This is a genomic window from Candidatus Ruthia magnifica str. Cm (Calyptogena magnifica), from assembly GCF_000015105.1.
Taxonomy (GTDB): domain Bacteria; phylum Pseudomonadota; class Gammaproteobacteria; order PS1; family Pseudothioglobaceae; genus Ruthia; species Ruthia magnifica.
In genome coordinates, this window is sequence record NC_008610.1 from 122782 (window position 1) to 140089 (window position 17308).

19 protein-coding genes and 2 tRNA genes are annotated in these 17308 nt (G+C 34.7%); 9 read left to right on the forward strand and 12 right to left on the reverse strand.

Annotation, left to right across the window (positions count from 1 at the left end):
• Window positions 1–134: 134 nt before the first annotated feature.
• From RMAG_RS06200 to nadC, 6 genes are all read left to right on the forward strand, one after another.
• A complete protein-coding gene (locus RMAG_RS06200; protein ID WP_081425162.1) occupies window positions 135–293 on the forward strand; it encodes a hypothetical protein in 159 nt (52 codons plus the stop codon).
• Window positions 294–591: 298 nt separating this feature from the next.
• Window positions 592–723: a hypothetical protein gene (locus RMAG_RS06100; protein WP_268745581.1), complete on the forward strand. Its 132-nt coding sequence runs from the start codon at window positions 592–594 to the stop codon at window positions 721–723.
• A gap of 6 nt (window positions 724–729) precedes the next feature.
• Complete coding sequence (lysA, locus tag RMAG_RS00560; protein ID WP_011737525.1) at window positions 730–1977, forward strand: diaminopimelate decarboxylase; 1248 nt, start codon at window positions 730–732, stop codon at window positions 1975–1977.
• The gene (yhbY, locus tag RMAG_RS00565) at window positions 1970–2272 is read left to right on the forward strand and encodes a ribosome assembly RNA-binding protein YhbY (RefSeq protein ID WP_011737526.1); all 303 of its coding nucleotides are present in this window, start codon (window positions 1970–1972) and stop codon (window positions 2270–2272) included. Before lysA ends, yhbY begins: the two co-directional genes overlap by 8 nt.
• Entirely contained in the window at window positions 2238–3365 is a 1128-nt protein-coding gene (lpxB, locus tag RMAG_RS00570) for a lipid-A-disaccharide synthase (protein WP_011737527.1), read from the forward strand. The genes yhbY and lpxB overlap by 35 nt, the downstream gene beginning before the upstream one ends.
• Window positions 3346–4182: a carboxylating nicotinate-nucleotide diphosphorylase gene (gene nadC, locus RMAG_RS00575; protein WP_011737528.1), complete on the forward strand. Its 837-nt coding sequence runs from the start codon at window positions 3346–3348 to the stop codon at window positions 4180–4182. Before lpxB ends, nadC begins: the two co-directional genes overlap by 20 nt.
• Here the strand turns inward: nadC and cysQ are convergent.
• From cysQ to RMAG_RS00615, 9 genes are all read right to left on the reverse strand, one after another.
• Window positions 4168–4926, reverse strand: a complete 759-nt coding sequence (cysQ, locus tag RMAG_RS00580) for a 3'(2'),5'-bisphosphate nucleotidase CysQ (protein WP_011737529.1) — start codon at window positions 4924–4926, stop codon at window positions 4168–4170. The genes nadC and cysQ overlap by 15 nt on opposite strands.
• A gap of 32 nt (window positions 4927–4958) precedes the next feature.
• Window positions 4959–5035: transfer RNA gene (locus RMAG_RS00585), tRNA-Ile, on the reverse strand.
• A 7-nt stretch (window positions 5036–5042) separates the two neighbouring features.
• Window positions 5043–6845, reverse strand: a complete 1803-nt coding sequence (rpoD, locus tag RMAG_RS00590; protein WP_011737530.1) for an RNA polymerase sigma factor RpoD — start codon at window positions 6843–6845, stop codon at window positions 5043–5045.
• 101 nt (window positions 6846–6946) lie between these two features.
• Entirely contained in the window at window positions 6947–7900 is a 954-nt protein-coding gene (locus RMAG_RS00595; RefSeq protein WP_011737531.1) for a ribose-phosphate pyrophosphokinase, read from the reverse strand.
• 72 nt (window positions 7901–7972) lie between these two features.
• A tRNA-Gln gene (locus tag RMAG_RS00600) sits at window positions 7973–8047 on the reverse strand.
• On the reverse strand, window positions 8027–8884 hold the full coding sequence (ispE, locus tag RMAG_RS05495) for a 4-(cytidine 5'-diphospho)-2-C-methyl-D-erythritol kinase (protein WP_011737532.1): 858 nt from the start codon (window positions 8882–8884) through the stop codon (window positions 8027–8029). Before ispE ends, RMAG_RS00600 begins: the two co-directional genes overlap by 21 nt.
• On the reverse strand, window positions 8877–9419 hold the full coding sequence (gene orn / locus RMAG_RS00605; RefSeq protein ID WP_011737533.1) for an oligoribonuclease: 543 nt from the start codon (window positions 9417–9419) through the stop codon (window positions 8877–8879). The genes ispE and orn overlap by 8 nt, the downstream gene beginning before the upstream one ends.
• 14 nt (window positions 9420–9433) lie before the next feature.
• Window positions 9434–10453 (reverse strand): anthranilate phosphoribosyltransferase, encoded by a 1020-nt coding sequence (trpD, locus tag RMAG_RS00610; protein WP_011737534.1) that lies wholly within the window; start codon window positions 10451–10453, stop codon window positions 9434–9436.
• A 7-nt stretch (window positions 10454–10460) separates the two neighbouring features.
• Window positions 10461–11675 (reverse strand): aminopeptidase P N-terminal domain-containing protein, encoded by a 1215-nt coding sequence (locus tag RMAG_RS00615; protein WP_011737535.1) that lies wholly within the window; start codon window positions 11673–11675, stop codon window positions 10461–10463.
• A gap of 102 nt (window positions 11676–11777) precedes the next feature.
• Here RMAG_RS00615 and RMAG_RS05760 point away from each other — a divergent pair, with 102 nt between their 5' ends.
• Window positions 11778–11960, forward strand: a complete 183-nt coding sequence (locus RMAG_RS05760) for a hypothetical protein (protein ID WP_187145679.1) — start codon at window positions 11778–11780, stop codon at window positions 11958–11960.
• A gap of 178 nt (window positions 11961–12138) precedes the next feature.
• On the opposite strand, the gene RMAG_RS05965 is transcribed toward RMAG_RS05760, so the two are convergent.
• From RMAG_RS05965 to proC, 3 genes are all read right to left on the reverse strand, one after another.
• The gene (locus RMAG_RS05965) at window positions 12139–12360 is read right to left on the reverse strand and encodes a hypothetical protein (protein WP_236608570.1); all 222 of its coding nucleotides are present in this window, start codon (window positions 12358–12360) and stop codon (window positions 12139–12141) included.
• A gap of 221 nt (window positions 12361–12581) precedes the next feature.
• Window positions 12582–12941 carry a hypothetical protein gene (locus RMAG_RS05970; RefSeq protein WP_011737537.1) on the reverse strand — a complete coding sequence of 120 codons (360 nt, stop codon included), beginning with the start codon at window positions 12939–12941 and terminating at the stop codon, window positions 12582–12584.
• Window positions 12942–13199: 258 nt separating this feature from the next.
• Complete coding sequence (gene proC, locus RMAG_RS00625) at window positions 13200–14027, reverse strand: pyrroline-5-carboxylate reductase (protein ID WP_024792053.1); 828 nt, start codon at window positions 14025–14027, stop codon at window positions 13200–13202.
• A 72-nt stretch (window positions 14028–14099) separates the two neighbouring features.
• Here proC and RMAG_RS00630 point away from each other — a divergent pair, with 72 nt between their 5' ends.
• Together RMAG_RS00630 and bioA are read left to right on the forward strand one after the other, a co-directional pair.
• Window positions 14100–14768, forward strand: coding sequence for a phosphoglycolate phosphatase (locus RMAG_RS00630; protein WP_011737539.1), 669 nt, complete (start codon window positions 14100–14102; stop codon window positions 14766–14768).
• A gap of 24 nt (window positions 14769–14792) precedes the next feature.
• A complete protein-coding gene (gene bioA, locus RMAG_RS00635) occupies window positions 14793–16031 on the forward strand; it encodes an adenosylmethionine--8-amino-7-oxononanoate transaminase (RefSeq protein WP_011737540.1) in 1239 nt (412 codons plus the stop codon).
• Window positions 16032–17308 lie beyond the last annotated feature (1277 nt).

Genomic DNA, 17308 nt, shown 5'->3' on the forward strand with positions numbered 1-17308 from the left:
GTGATTACATTAGGTGATGAATTAACAATATATTGGCTTTTAAAAGTGTATTGACGAGGAATTTTCCCTAAGTTCTTTGGTATTCTTCAGACCCAAGAATGATGATTATTTTAGAGTGGCTTCATATTTAAAAAATCCTTAATAAAACGATTTGTTTTGGTAAGTTTGAGATTAAAGTCGATACAAACTTTGAGCGTGTGATTCGCTATTGTGAAATCATTTTGCGTAAAAATCAAAACAGCATTTGGATTGGTAATGGCATGGTATATGCTTATACTGAACTTCACTTATAATAATTTGCATATTCGGTTGAGGTATAGATTCTAAATTAGTAGGCGGCCTTTATTATGTTGTCTTAAGACGGGTGTTTTTAGTGAGTCTATGTTTTCATTATAGTGCGAAATGCTTCTAAAATTATTTTTGTGTATTTACTCATAAATATACCTTATAAATTGGTTGATTGCTAAGTTGAGAATCAGCATTTAAAAAGTCTGTATGCTTTTATATATAGCGTTGTATGTTCAACAAACCATTAAAAGAATTACTGTAAAATAGTCTGCGATTTAAATAGAAAATAGCTCAAGAAACGGTATGGAAAAAATAACCAAATTTATAGTATTAGCCTTTATTGTTGTTGGTGTTTCTGCTTGTGGTAGGATGGGTGAATTGGAGCGTGTTAAATCGTCATTATTGGTCATGTCAAACATCATTCAAACGGCATAATAAATCTTGGGTTTTTCTTATAAAAATCACATACTATATGCTGAATCTGTTGCTATAACAGATTTAATAGATGCTTATGAGTCACCACTTTATGTTTATTCTCGTACTGATATTGAGAATAACTGGTATGAATTTGACCAAGCATTTGGCACACATCCACATTTAGTTTGCTATGCGGTTAAAGCCAACTCTAATTTAGCAGTACTTAATGTTTTGTCTAAAATAGGCTCTGGTTTTGATATTGTATCCATTGGTGAATTAGAGCGTGTTTTATTTGCTGGAGCAGATGCATCTCGTTGTGTATTTTCAGGTGTAGCTAAAACAAAGTTTGAAATTAAACGTGCTTTAGAAGTGGGTATTTTTTGCTTTAATGTTGAGTCCATGGCGGAGATGAATCGTATTGAGCAAGTAGCAAAAGATATGGGCACGCAAGCACAAATTTCGCTACGTATTAATCCTAATGTTGATGCAAAAACACACCCGTATATTTCAACAGGACTTAAAGAAAATAAGTTTGGTGTTGATATTGATGACGTCGTTCCTATTTATCGAATGGCACATAATTCACCTTATTTAGCTGTTAAAGGGCTGAATTGTCATATTGGTTCACAATTAGTAGAAGTGTCTCCTTTTTTAGATGCGCTTGATAAAGTGCTTGAACTAGTTGCTAAGCTTGATAAGATTAATATTCGTATTACTCATTTGGATTTAGGTGGTGGTATTGGCATTAAATATAACAACGAACAAATAATTGACATTAATGCTTATATTGCCTCAATTCTTGACAAAGTGAAAATGAATGATTTAAAAATTATTTTAGAACCGGGTCGGGCAGTTGTTGGCAATGCCGGTGTATTTGTTACAAAAGTTGAATTTTTAAAGCAAAATTCAGACAAGTCATTTGCAATTATTGACGGTGCAATGAATGATTTATTGAGGCCTGCTTTTTATCAAACTTATCATCAAGTATTGCCTGTTAATGAAAATGCTAAAGGTGTTGATGCCAATTGGGATTTGGTGGGACCAATTTGTGAAACGGGTGATTTTTTAGCTAAAAATAGAAAGCTTTCTTTATCTGAAGGGGACTATTTAGCACTAATGTCTACTGGTGCTTATGGCTTTACCATGAGCTCAAATTATAATTCTCGTCCTAGAGTAGCGGAAGTAATGGTATCAGGCAATCAACATACACTAGTGCGAGAACGCGAAACCATTCAAGATTTATTTAACAAAGAGCATATAATTAATGATTAAATTAACCAACAATCAAAAAAAATTTCTTAGATCAAAAGGCCATAGTCTAGAACCTATCGTAATGGTAGGACAACATGGATTAAGTGAGTCTGTTTTGGTAGAACTTAAGGCAACCATGGAAAAGCATGAATTATTAAAAATTAAAATACGCATTGACAAGAGAGAGGAAAAGCAAAAAATAATTGCTAAAATTATTAGTATTTATAATGCTTACTTGGTACAAGTAATTGGCAATATTGTGGTGATTTACCGCGGCTTTGATGAAGAACCACAAATTATCCTTCCAAGAAAGTAAGGGCCCAATAAAGATTGCAATTAGTGCGGCTGAAACCTCAGGTGATCTGATTGGTTCCAAGTTAATTAAATCCTTAAAAAAGCAAAAATCCAATGTTAGTATTGAAGGGTTAGCTGGGGATAAAATGATTGCTGCTGGATGTGTACAACGTTGGGATCAAAAGCAAATCAATGTGATGGGTTTTAGTGAAGTTTTAAAAAAATTGCCATTTTTATTACGTTTGCGAAAACTTATTATTGTCTATTTTTCTAATCAAAAACCAGATGTTTTTATTGGTGTTGATGCGCCAGATTTTAATTTTGTAATTGAAAGGAAGCTTAAATCTCAAGGTGTAAAAACTGTACATTTTATTTCGCCTTCGATTTGGGCTTGGCGCCAATTTCGGATTAAAAAAATTAAACAATCATCAGATTTAGTGTTGTGTTTATTTCCATTTGAAGTGGATTTTTATCAAGCGCATAATCAAAGAGCATTATTTGTTGGGCATCCTTTAGCGCAGAGTTTGCTACCTAGAAAATCACATATTAAGACAAAAAATATTCTTCTAATGCCGGGTTCTAGACAAAGTGAAGTTAAGAGATTACTACCTGAAATGTTGCTAGCAGCTAAAATAATGTTAGTGCAAGATCCAATGTTAACCTTTCACTTGGCTTTAGCGAATGATGAATTATTAAATTGGGCAACTACTCAAGTAGAGAATATTCCAGTTGAAATTTCACTTGGGCGTGCACATGCGTGCATGTTAAACGTAGACTTGGCATTAGTTGCATCGGGCACTGCGACGTTAGAGTTGGCACTGGTTGGTGTACCAATGGTGGTTGTTTATAAGTTGTCTAGTGTTAGTTATTTTATTGCTTTAATATTAGTTAAGAGTAAATATATTAGCCTGCCAAATATAATTGCCAATAAAAATTTAGTGCCAGAGCTGATTCAAAATAATGCCAATGGCAACAATATCGCCAAACATGCCATGGTAATTATGAGCCGTGATAATAAAACCTTAATCAAAGAATTTAATGCAATTCATCAACAACTAAATTTAGGCTCTAGTGATGAGTCAGCGCGTATTATTTATGAATTTATCAACGAGTAAATATATTCTTGATAGCGTAGCATTGGCATTGGCTGAGGACTTTGGTACTGGCGATGTTTCTGCTGATTTATTTTTAAACAAAACAATAATCTCAGCTGAGATTATATCAAGAGAATTTAGCGTTATTTGTGGCATAGAATATGCACAAAGTACATTTTTATTGCTTGATGATAAAATCAAACTAGATTGGAAAATTAAAGATGGTGAGTGTATTAGTTCAGGGCAGATTTTGTGTATTTTAATAGGCTCTTCCAAGGCTATTATTAGTGCTGAAAGGGTAGCGCTTAATTTTTTACAGATGCTAAGCTCTGTGGCGACAAAAACTCATGATTTAGTGAGTAAAATTAATCACACTAATGCACAATTGATAGACACTAGAAAGACTATTCCTGGGCTAAGATTGGCGCAAAAATACGCAGTAAAATGCGGCGGTGGTGTTAACCATCGTATGGGCTTGTATGATTGTGTTATGCTGAAAGAAAATCATATTATTGCTTTAGGTTCAATCACTTTAGCAGTTAAATTAGCAATAGAGCAATACCCAAATCTTCCTTTAATTGTTGAAGTTGAGGATTTGAGTCAATTACAAGAAGTGCTCATACTTAGTGGTGTAGCCAGAGTATTGTGTGATAATTTTTCCATAAGTGATTTAATACAAGCGGTTGGTTTAGCTAAAGGTAAATTACCCTTAGAGGCTTCTGGTAATATCAATGAAAACAATATTGTTGAAGTTGCTAATACTGGCGTTGATTTTATCTCTACAGGCAGTATCACTAAGAATATTCAAGCAATAGATTTATCTTTAAGATTTATTTGAGGCAAAGAAAATTGGGCTGGTTAAATTGTCTTTAGTATTGTAACTTAGAGGCTTTCCATCTTGATTAACAACACTGCCACCTGCGCCTTGTAAAATGCATACCCCAGCAGCAGTATCCCATTCAGAACAAGGGCCAAATTTTGGATAATAGTCATACCTACCTTCTGCAATAGCGCAAAATTTTAGTGCGCTACCCAGTTGAGACACCTTATAAGCGCTGTATTTTCCTAAGTGTTCTTGCAATTGTTTGTTGTGTGACGACCAATGACCAATAACAATTTTTAAGGGGTGATGGTTTGTGTGTGCATTTAATGTCTGAATAACGCCTTCTTGTTTGAAGGTGTTGTTTGCATCTGTTGTATAGTAGTGTGTTTTACTTAGTGGCGCATAAATCATGCCAAATATTGGTTTATGTTGTTTAATATAAGCAATACAAATACAAAATTCACCTGTTTGTTCAAGAAAGTCACGGGTGCCATCAAGTGGGTCAATTAACCAGTATTCATGCCATTTAGAACGTTCAGAAAATTCAATTACTTCAGATTCTTCTGAAAGAATAGGTGTGTTTGGCGTGAGTTTTGAGAGTGTTTTAATAATTAGCTTATGTGCGTTTTTATCAGCAATGGTCAGTGGCGTTTCGTCTGATTTTATTTTAATATTAAGTTCACTTTTATAAAGTGACATAATCATATCACCAGCTTGAGTGGTTAACCTAATTAATGGTGGTATAAGTAAGTCAAACACTGTTATATTTACATGATAAGTATTGATGAAAATGGTGGGCCTACTTGGGCTTGAACCAAGGACTAATCGATTATGAGTCGATTGCTCTAACCAACTGAGCTATAGGCCCTAAAGAATTATTCTAGGAAACTTTGTAATTTATGTGCACGAGAAGGGTGTCTTAGCTTGCGTAGTGCTTTGGCCTCAATTTGACGAATGCGCTCACGGGTGACATCAAATTGACGACCAACTTCTTCTAAAGTGTGATCGGTATTCATATCAATACCAAAACGCATTTTTAATACTTTAGCCTCGCGAGGCGATAAGTTAGAAAGTAATTCGCTTGTGGTTTCTCTTAAACTTTCTTTGGTGGTTATCTCAACGGGTGAAGACAGATTAGTGTCTTCAATAAAATCACCAATATTAGAGTCTTCATCATCACCAACCGGGGTTTCCATTGACAAAGGCTCTTTGGAAATTTTTAGGATTTTTATAATTTTGTATTCTGGCAGTTCCATTTCAGTTGCTAACTCTTCAGGAGAAGCTTCGCGACCAAATTTCTGCAAGAGTTGGCGACGTACACGATTAAGTTTATTGATGGTTTCAATCATGTGAACTGGAATACGAATGGTACGTGCTTGGTCTGCAATAGAGCGAGTAATAGCCTGACGAATCCACCAAGTAGCGTAAGTAGAGAACTTGTAACCACGACGATATTCAAATTTATCAACTGCCTTCATTAAGCCAACATTGCCTTCTTGAATTAGGTCCAAGAATTGTAATCCGCGGTTGGCATATTTTTTCGCAATTGAAATTACCAATCTAAGGTTTGCTTCAATCATTTGCGATTTTGCTTTTTTAGCACGACGATCACCACGACGATACATTTTATTCAATGTTTTAAGCTCAGTAATAGTGAGTTGCATTTCTTCTTCAAATTGTTGGAGATTTTTTTGTGCATAATAAATTTCATCTTTACTGACTTTTAGTTTTTCTTCAGTTTTTTCATCTAGTTTGATGGCACTAAGCCAGTCAAAATTGGTTTCATTTTTAGAAAATGATTCAAAAAAATATAATCGATTCATGCCTGCATCTAAGCACTTGTTTTGAATGGTTTTTTCTTGTTTTTTGACTTGCTCCACGCGGTTACAAATAACCTCTATCATGGTATTGACTAGTTTGGGCGCTAGGCGTAAGTCTGACAAACTTTGGGATAATTGTTGGCGCATTTCAATTGTTTTTTTATGACGAAAACCGAGTTTTTCATTGGTTTCGTTGTAAGTTTTAGAACATTTTGATATGGTTTCAAAACGGTTATACACTTGATTTTCATCGGGCCCTGTGTATTCCATGTCCTCATGTTCTTCGTCGTTATCAAACTTGCCTGCATCAAAAGCGGCTTTTTTTACAGCAAAGTCTTCTGTATCGCCTTGATAGCCAATAATTACGTCGGTCATCTTACATTTTCCTTCTTCTAGGCGGGTGTGCGCTTTGAAGAAAAAGTCAGTAATCACAGGGTATAAAGTAATACCCTTCATGATTTCAAACACGCCAGCTTCAATTTCTTTAGCAATGCGGATTTCATCTTCTTGTTCTAGTAAATCAACAACGCCCATTTCACGCATGTACATTCTAACTGGGTCTGTTGTTCTGCCAAATTCTGAATCCAGTGCTGCAAGTGCTGCTATTGCAGCTTCTGCTGAAGTTGATTGTGCTTTAGCACCAGATTCAACCACCAAAGTATCTGCATCTGGAACAATATCAGAAACGGCAATATCTAACTCTTCAAGAATCGTAACAATAGGCTCTACTTGTTCTTGTGTTAACAAGTCTTCTGGCAGAATGTCGTTAATTTCAGAGTAGGTTAAGTAGCCTTTCTCTTTGCCAGCCATGATTAATTTTTGTAGTGATTGCTTGTGTGCTTTAGTTGTGGATTTCATAAATTAAAGTTAATGTGTTTGACAAAACAAAAGATGGATTATACCCAAAGTTATTGGTTAAAAATCATAGCCTTGTATTGTGGTATTTTTCTATTCGACTATTACGTAAAAATAGTACTAATAGATTGCTCTTCGCTAATTCGTTTGATAACCTCAGCCATCGTTGGTGCAATGGACAATTGTCTAATTTTAGAGCAGTTGGTAGCATCGGCATTAAGTGGAATGGTGTTGGTTGTTACCAACTTATTTAGCTCAGAGCTTCTAATATTATGAATTGCATTGCCAGAAAGAACGGCGTGTGTAGTGTAGGCCACTACTTTTTTAGCGCCCCGTTGTTTTAAAATGCCAGCGGCTTGACAAAGTGTACCAGCGGTATCAACCATGTCATCAATCAGAATGCAAGTTCTACCCTCAACATCACCAATAACATTCATGATTTTAACCATGTTGGGTGCTGGACGTCGTTTGTCAATAATGGCAAGGTCTGCATCAAATAGGCGCTTTGCAGCAGCACGTGCCCTTATTACGCCGCCTACATCAGGAGATACAACAACAATATCTTGGTAATTTTTAGATAAGATGTCTTCAATTAGAACGGGTTGAGCGTAAATATTATCAATTGGAATATTGAAAAATCCTTGAATTTGATCTGCGTGCAAATCAACGGTTAATATTCGATCTACACCTGCAGATTCAACCATTTTTGCAGCAAGTTTTGCTGTGATGGGTACGCGAGTTAGGCGCGATCTACGATCTTGTCTTGAATAGCCGAAATAAGGTACAACAGCAGTAATTCGTGTAGCTGACGAGCGTTTAAGCGCATCAACGATAACCAAAAGTTCCATTAAGGTTTCAGCTGGAGAAGGCCCACAAGTAGGCTGAATTATAAAGACATCACAACCACGTACATTTTCTAATATTTCAACTTGAGATTCACCATCGCTAAATCTACCCACCAGTGCTTTACCTTGTACAACATTTAAATTAGAAATGATTTCTCCAGAAAGTTCAGGATTAGCATTACCGCTAAAGATTTTAATTTTCTCAAGAGACATAGAGGATTAATCAATACTAAATAAAGTGGCCAAATTATACGCTGATAAGAAAGACAAGGCATAAAAAGAAGTTGGCTGGGCTGGCAGGATTTGAACCTGCGAATGACGGGATCAAAACCCGTTGCCTTACCGCTTGGCGACAGCCCAACTATGAATCGGAGAAGTGTTGATTGCACGTGTTACAAAACTCATCCATTTTTTTGGCACTTTTTTAGCCGCTGCCAAAGCGTCTTTCTCAGTTAAGAATTCATTAAAAACACAGCTACCTGTGCCGCTCATTCTAACTTGGCTAATATGATTAGCACAAGTATTAAGGTGTTTTAGTGCAACACCAATTTCTGCCTCCAATGCTATAGCTGCTTGTAAGCAGTCATTATGAGTATTTATAAGTTCAGAGAACTTGGCTATTTTCCCTTGAGGTTTGCTCATTGTCAATGCATAATGAGAAAAAATTTCTTTAGTTGAAGTATGTTTGTTAATAAAGACAACCAAATAATAATAATTAGGCATTTTAATAGGGCTTAGAATTTCTCCTATACCTTCCGCCCAAGCGCTTTTAGCAAAGATAAATACAGGTACATCTGCACCTAGATTCAATCCCAATTTCATGAGTTGTGGTTGGGTTAATTTTGTATCCCAAAGTTGATTAAGTGCCACTAACGTGGTTGCTGCATCTGAAGAGCCACCTCCTAAGCCACCACCAATTGGAATATTTTTAACGATTGAGAGGTTAGCACCCAACGTTGTGCCAGTGTATTCTTGAAGTACTTTGGCTGCCTTAACGATTAAATCTTGGCTTTGCTCTACATCTTCATTACCATTAATACGTTTAATAACGCCACCATTAGTGATAGAAAATTTTAATTCATCGTAATAATCAAGCATTTGAAAAATGGTTTGCAAATTATGATAACCATCCTCTCTTTTGTTGTTAATATGCAAAAATAAATTAATTTTTGCAGGGGCGAGCCAAGTACTAGACATTAATAAAAACGTTTCGGTAATGTTTTAACTCATCAATTGAGTCCTGTATATCAGAAAGCGCCAAATGTGCGGAATCTTTTTCAAATATCATTTTTGCATTAGGCTTCCAGCGTATAACCAGCTCTTTAAGAGTAGAAACATCAATATGACGGTAGTGAAAAAATCGCTCCAGTGTTGGCATGTAATTGTACAAAAAACGTCTATCTTGACAAATGGTATTGCCACACATTGGTGAGGCGCCTGTGTGTACATATTTTTTTAAAAATTCTAAGGTTTGGGCTTCTGCCTGTTTGCAAGAAAGGCTACTCTCTCTAACACGCCTAAGTAGCCCAGAACTAGTATGGTGTTCGGTATTCCACTGGTCCATATTACTTAGAATTTCATCGTTTTGATGAATGACTAAGGAGGGACCTTGCGCAATAATATGAAGTTGTACATTAGTGACAATGGTGGCAATTTCAATAATGACATCTTTTTCAGGTATAAGCCCTGTCATTTCTAAATCAATCCAAATGAGGTTGGTCTTTTTATTCATTATAAAGACCAATATTAACAATCTGTTGATTCACGGACAAAATCATCCAATTTTTGATGTGCTACATCGCTGTTTAAAATGTTAAGCGCTTTATTAACACCCTTTTGTAGTGAATTTGCAAGTCCACATACATAAATAGCTGCACCTGAATTAAGGGCGATGATATTTTTAGCCACTCCGTCTTTACCATCAAGTGCTTGTTGAATTAGTACTAATGAATAGTCCGCATTGTTGGCTTTTATGTCATTTAAATTACCTAGTGGTAGACTAAAATCAGCAGGGTTGATGGTGTAAGTGCTAACTTGACCATTTTTCAATTCAGCCACAAACGTGTCATCAGCAATTGAAATTTCATCTAAGCCATCTTTAGAATGTACAACAATGACATGTTTAGATCCTAAATTTTTTAAAACATAAGCAATGGGCTCAACTAAAGATTGAGCATAAACCCCCATGACCTGATTAGGTACTTTAGCAGGGTTAGTTAATGGACCTAAGACATTAAAAATAGTTTTAATGGCAAGGTCTTTGCGTGGCTCAATGACGTGTTTCATGGCAATGTGATGAAAAGGTGCAAACATAAACCCGATGCCAATTTTTTCAATACATTTGCTAATTTTTTCAACACTCATATCAAGATTAACACCTGCTGCCTTTAAAACATCAGCACTGCCTGATTTTGAAGAAATACTACTATTACCATGCTTGGCAACCGATCCGCCAGCAGCAGCTACAACAAAGGTACACGCAGTTGAAATGTTAAACAATCCCAGTCCATCACCACCTGTACCACAAGTGTCTACTAAGTGCTTGGTGTTTTTAATAGTGACACTTTTGACCAAAGAACGCATGGTTTTAGCAGCGGCAGTAATTTCATCAACACTTTCACCTTTTATCGCAAGGCCAACTAAAAAACCACCAATTTGTGCATCAGTAGTTTTGCCTGTCATAATGTCATTCATCACCTTATGCATCTCATTTTCACTAAGATCTTGTTTTTTAATAATTTGTTTAATTGCTTGTTGTATATTCATAATATTATTAGCTCATAAGTGATTCAATTTCGTTGATTTCTTTAGCGAGGGACTTAGTTAGTACTGTATTTCCTGATGTTGTTACTAATACATCATCTTCAATTCTGATACCAATATTATGATAAATTGGGCTGATTTTATCATTCTTACGAATATAAATGCCGGGTTCGACAGTGGTTATCATGCCAGCTACAAATTTTCTGTGATGATCGTCTTTTTTGTATTGACCCACATCATGTACATCAAGACCAAGCCAATGCCCTGTGCCATGCATATAAAACTGTGATAAGTCAGCACCAGTCTTTAATATACCAAGGTTGATTAAACCTTGTTTAATTATATTGGTGGCGACTTTATGAGGCTCATTAATTTTTACACCGGGTTTGATGACATTTATGGCATTAATTTGAGCATCAAGCACAATCTGATAAATTTGTTTCTGTGCACGGGAAAATTGACCGTTAACTGGAAAAGTTCGCGTAATATCTGAAGCGTAGCAATCCACTTCAGCACCAGCGTCAATTAAAATCAAGTCGTTTTTGTTGAGTTTTTTGTTATTTTCTATATAGTGTAGAATGCAAGCATTTTCCCCCCCTGCAATAATAGGCGTGTAAGCATGTTGGGCATTATTTTTAGTAAAATATCCGTCAAAAATACTTTGCACTTCAAATTCAAACATATTGGGCTGGATTGTTTGCATTGCTAATTGGTGTGCTTTAATTGAAATATTAGCAGCTTTTTGCATGATATTTATCTCAAGCATGTCTTTAATAAGACGCATCTCATGTAAAGTTGGGGCGAGTGATTTCAATTGATGGTTTGATAAAAGACGTGAAATATCGTTGTCTAATTGACAAGTTTTAGTATCAAAATAAACTTGATTATTAAGAATTATTTGGGGTAATTTTTCTTTTAATAAATCTATAGAAAAAGCATGATTTGATTTTAAAGTATTGGGCGCATCATCAATTCCTAAACGTTTTCCATCCCAAATTTCACGTATTTTGTCTTTAGGGCGCAAAAATATTGTATAGTTTTCTTTAGAAAAAACCGCCAGAGCTTCAGGCTCTTGAAAACCAGTTAGGTAGTAAAAATCACTATGTACGCGGAAAGGGTAATTAACATCACCAGAACGATTCTTCTCAGGGTTGGTGCTAACAAGCACAATTGCATTATCATCAAGCTCGTTTAGCAGCGCATGTCTTCTTTTTTGATGTATCATTTTTTATCAAAAATGGCTTAATTGTGTGAACATTTATATCTACTATATTACGTATAAAGATACCATGAAATACGTACGATTGTATCAAAATGCCTCTTGCAAATGAATAATAAATTGATACTTGGTGAATATGCATCACGTCATTTGTCAAAAATATTACGCTTTATACAAGCTCAAAATTTGCTATTAGGCTCAAGAGCGTTAAGGACTGAAAGCACTCCATTAGTAAAACCATTGCCAATATGCAATTATTATGGAGTGGTTAATACGTTTAAGGCTTTTTGAATAGGCTCTAATACATTGATAAGTTTTTTACGAATGGCAGAGCCTGTTAAATTGTGAGCTGAAATGGTGTTGACAACTCACACCTGCTAATAACATTCTGGCAAAGAGCTTTTCTTTTTCATATTTGACATTATGAGTTATGACATTAGCTTGATTAATAATATCGTCAATAGATTCTTTACAAGTCATTGATGGGAGATAGATACCGTCCAAGAGCGTCCAATGTACGATACAAAATAGTTTCTTGGTTGATTTTTTTTAAGATGTGAATCAAGGTTGCTAATAGCGATTGTGCCTGTTCGTTAGAAACGATTTGCAGATCTTGATGTTTAAAATAAAGCGGAATTATGTTAACTTTACTGGGTAGATTGTTTTTCATACGCTCAATAAAACCAACCAAAATTGCTGTTTTTTTGGCCTTGTTTCCATAATTTAGTCTTTTCTTCTTTGTTAATCAAATCTTTTTGTAATATCAAATTGGTGCTATCAATTAATTGTTCTATATTCTGTGTAAATGGTAAAAACTCTAGCAAATAGTGCGCGATATCTTTACCAACTTCGGCGTTAACACACAAATTTTTAGTAAGTAGAAACCGTCCAATTTCGGCTTGATTGTTAGTATTAGTAACACACCACCAAGCCAGTTTTATCAAAATTGGTTGTATTTGACACTGCAACAACTGCTTCAACCTCACCCAGTTTGAGTAATAATGCAAGGTTTGATGATGCCACTTCCACAATTCTTGACCAACGTTTTAAATACGATATATAACCACCCATTGCGCCTAGTATTTGATTAATTAGAAGTTTTTTAACTGCTTTAATATAGACGTCGCTATCACCCGTCGGGTTTAAATCAATCACTTGTTCTTTGAATTTTGCATTGAGTCCAACTACGACTAATTTATAAGTATCAATACGAATTGCAACTGAGGTGGCAATAAGAACATTTAATTTAAGAATATCTTCAGTGCTAAGCATTTAAAATCCTATTGAGTTGTGATAATGAGTGATTGGCAACAGAGTTTTGAAAAATTACGAATGATTATTTATTGTTTTAATTAAGCTTTTGGTAAGGGTTAATTTCTTTAATGGCATTGTTTGTTAGTAATAAAATACGCTTATTTAAATAATACTAATGTAGAATAAGAAATGCATTAAATAATATTAGTATATGAATTAAATACGTACTTTCAAACAGTAAACAGAGTTAATAGGTGTAATAGCGTTGATAATGATTCACTTATCATTACCTAATTCCATACCTATCTCATTTGCCCTATTAAAAGCAGCACGCATTGCATGGGCAATAATCACTTCAAAGTCCTGATCTTGGAAAGACTCAATTGCTGCTTGAGTTGTGCCATTTTTTGAAGTGACTTTATTTCGGAGTTGTTGAGGTGAATCTTCAGAACTACTTGCCACTATGCTTGCACCCAGTGCAGTTTGAATGCTTAATTTTTGTGCCACTGCCTCGTCCAGCCCTAATGCTGCACCAACTTTAGTCATTGATTCAAGCATTAAGAAAAAATACGCAGGGCCACTGCCAGAAACTGCTGTGATTACATCCAGCAAACCTTCATCGTTTACCCATAAGCATTCGCCTACAGAGTTGAGTATATTTTCTGCTAAGGATTTTTGTTTATCTGATACTTGTTTATTGGCAAACAAGCCTGTAATACCCTGATTGAGTAAGGCAGGCATATTAGGCATAGTACGTACAATAGCTTGGTTATCACCTAGCCAGCGTTCAATATCACGTGATCTAACACCAGCAGCAATAGATATAATGAGCGTATTGATTGCAAGTTTATTTTTTAAGTCTTTACAAACGCTAGATAATACCTGTGGTTTAACAGCAAGAACAATAACATTACACTGTATTGCAAGTTTAGTATTATCCGTAAAAACCTCAAGATTAAATTCAGTCTTTCGAAGAGATAATAATGCCTTATTGGTATCACTAATTTTGATTTGATTGTGCTTAATACCATTGTTAATAAGTCCAGAAATAATAGCATATGCCATGTTACCAGCGCCGATAAAGCCGATGAGTGAATTTTGCATAACGAATATTTGAAAAAATAATATAATATACATTTTATCAAAATAGTGTTGTTAAAAAATACAAGGATAACAATGAAAATTTTTAATCCAAAATTAATTATGATTGATGTAGATGGAACTTTGGTTGATAGCGCTCCAGATTTAGCTTATTGTATTGATGAATTGATGAAAGTGATGAATAGAACTCCATGGGGCGAGGCCAAGGTTCGCCATTGGGTTGGTAATGGCGTGCCAAAATTGGTAGAAAGGTCACTGACTGGCGAGTTTGAAGCAAACGTTAATAAACAAGATTTTAACAAGGCCTATCCAATTTTTTTAGAACTATATAGTGTTAATACTTCTACGCGTTCATGTTTATATAGTGGCGTAAAAGAGGGCTTGAATTATTTAAAACAACAAGGTTATATACTAGGCTGTGTGACCAATAAGGCTAAGCAATTCACTTTACCAATTTTGAAAGATTTGGATATTTTTAATTATTTTAGATTGGTGGTTTCTGGCGATACCTTGGCAAAGAAAAAGCCAGACCCGTTGCCACTATTACATAGTGCTGAATTTTTTAATATCAATCCACAAGATTGCTTAATGCTTGGTGATTCAATCAGCGATGTAGCCGCTTCGCGTGCTGCTGGATTTGAAATTATTTGTATGTCGTATGGGTATAATCATGGCGAGGATATCCAAAATGCTAATCCAGATTTGGTGATTGATTCAATGGCTGAACTTAAAGATTATTTATAACCAGTGTCAGTAAAATGTATCCACATGAATACATTTGATAACCAACATATTTGGCACCCATATGCCAAAATTCCTAACGAAGTTCCTGCCTATTTAGTTGAATCAGCTAAGGGTGTTTATTTAACTTTAGAAGGTGGTAAGCGTGTTATTGATGGCATGAGTTCATGGTGGTCAGCAATTCATGGTTACAACCATCCAGTTCTTAATAAAGCGATTGAAACTCAGCTAGGGAAAATGTCTCATGTGATGTTTGGTGGGTTGACTCATCAGCCTGTGATTGAGCTTACTAAAACGTTATTGAAGATTACACCTGATAATTTAACCAAAATATTTTTTACTGATTCTGGCTCAGTGTCAGTAGAAGTTGCCCTCAAAATGGCACTCCAATATTGGCACAATAAACGTCAAGCCAATAAGAAAAAATTTATCACGATTCTGGGTGGCTATCATGGCGATACATTTGGTGCGATGAGCGTGTGCGACCCAGACAATGGCATGCATCATTTGTTTTCAAGCGTATTGTCACAACATTTTTTTGTTAAAAGCCCATCTATCGTATCTATGGATGAGGCATTGGCAGATTTAGAAATTATTTTAGAACAAGATGCCAATTCAATTGCAGCTATGATTTTAGAACCTGTTGTACAAAATGCAGGAGGTATGCGAATATACAACCCCCAATATTTACTTAAAGCTAAAGCGCTTTGCAAGCAGTATCATGTTTTATTCATCTTAGATGAGATTGCTACTGGTTTTGGTCGTACTGGACAATTATTTGCACTTGAGCATGTCAATGTTAAGCCCGATATCTTATGTCTGGGTAAAGCATTAACAGGTGGCTATATGACACTAGCAGCCACACTAACAACTAATGGTGTTTCAAGTGTAGTAGGCACATTAATGCATGGTCCGACTTTTATGGCAAATCCCTTGGCTTGCGCTGTTGCTAATGCTAGTATTGAATTATTACTTAATTCTCCTTGGCAAAAGAACATTGCCAATATCGAGAAAATATTGAATGCAGAGTTGTTATCTCTTCAAAAACACACACAAGTTAAATATGTACGAATTCTAGGCGCTATTGGAGCGATAGAACTTATACATGAAATTGATATACAAATAATTCAAAAACATTTAATTACATTGGGTGTTTGGTTAAGACCGTATGGAAAGTTACTCTATACTATGCCACCATTTATAATTACTGATAGTGAGCTTTTAGTCATTACTAATGCTATTAAAACTATAGTAAGTGGACTATAACATCTAAATCTAGTTAATAAACTGTTAAATAAAATGATTTATTATTTATTATAGTTGTCTTTTTGGTCAGTTCTAATTTAGAAGCAGTTTTCATGTCTTTGATAAGTTCAAGTCCAGTACCTAGAAAAAATCAAATTTTATATATTGTCATATAAAGTAAAGTAATTCTGCTCTATTTTTGTTGTTATAACCAAATCATTTGACGAAAACTCCGATTTTGTAGATATGGCATGTTATTTATTGTCATCAATTTCTTCATAGAAAAATATACTTGGAGCTAACTCTCCAATACATTTGTCATTAGCCAAAATATCTTTTTTTAGAGAAGCGCCAACAAAAGAACCTCTCTAAATATGTAATTCATAATTTCCTTTTGATGGTTGCTTAAATTGCTTAGCTTTATTAGATTCTTTTATAGTTTTTAGAAGAGCTGCTGCACAATCTCTTGAAAACAAATAGTGTTGTTATTTTGAACATTTTTATTCCTCTTAGATTTGAATTAAAATTCAAAATAATATTGTAGGAACAATCTATTTTATACAAAAAAATATCATTTAATACTCAAACTCATCTAGTAATTTAAAGTGGAAAATTCTGAAGTTAGTAAAAAGACACCCAAGTGCAGATTATATTAATTTTTTCTTCCTTATATTCCTATTTTTTATTGAAATAATAAAGATATTATAGGTACAAACAACTGAAAATAATAATATTGCTTACTATTCTGACTTATTTTTCTAGTTTATTACTCTAAATTTTTATCTGTTTTTTGATGTACGGGTTAATATAATTTAGTGAGTCTATTTCATTAGACATTAACTAATATGCATATTCAGAATGTGTATTACACAGCTTCTTTTTAGCTTCATGTCTTTCTTATTGTTCTCCTTTCTAGAGCCTTCGTACAACTTATCATTTTTTTAAAAACCTACAATTCTAACTTATATGTAGCTCTCTATTTTCTAGTTAATTTTAATTTTTCGTTAAATTTAATAAAAGACTTGACACGACTATAGCGTTCATTTGTATAATTTGTAGTATGAGTGTATAGTTGTGTCTATACTGGTATGACTATTTAGTCTGTGTTTAAATTAAACCAAGAATATATATAAACGGTCATCAGAAGCCATGTTGATATATTTATCACCATGGTAGTAATTGAAATTTTGTCTGTAAAATATACTGATATGATTGATATTCCTCTCAAACGTGTTAAAGATTGGCGTTTACAAAGTGTCTTAACTTGTAGGCGATTGGATAACAATGATAAAGAGGTG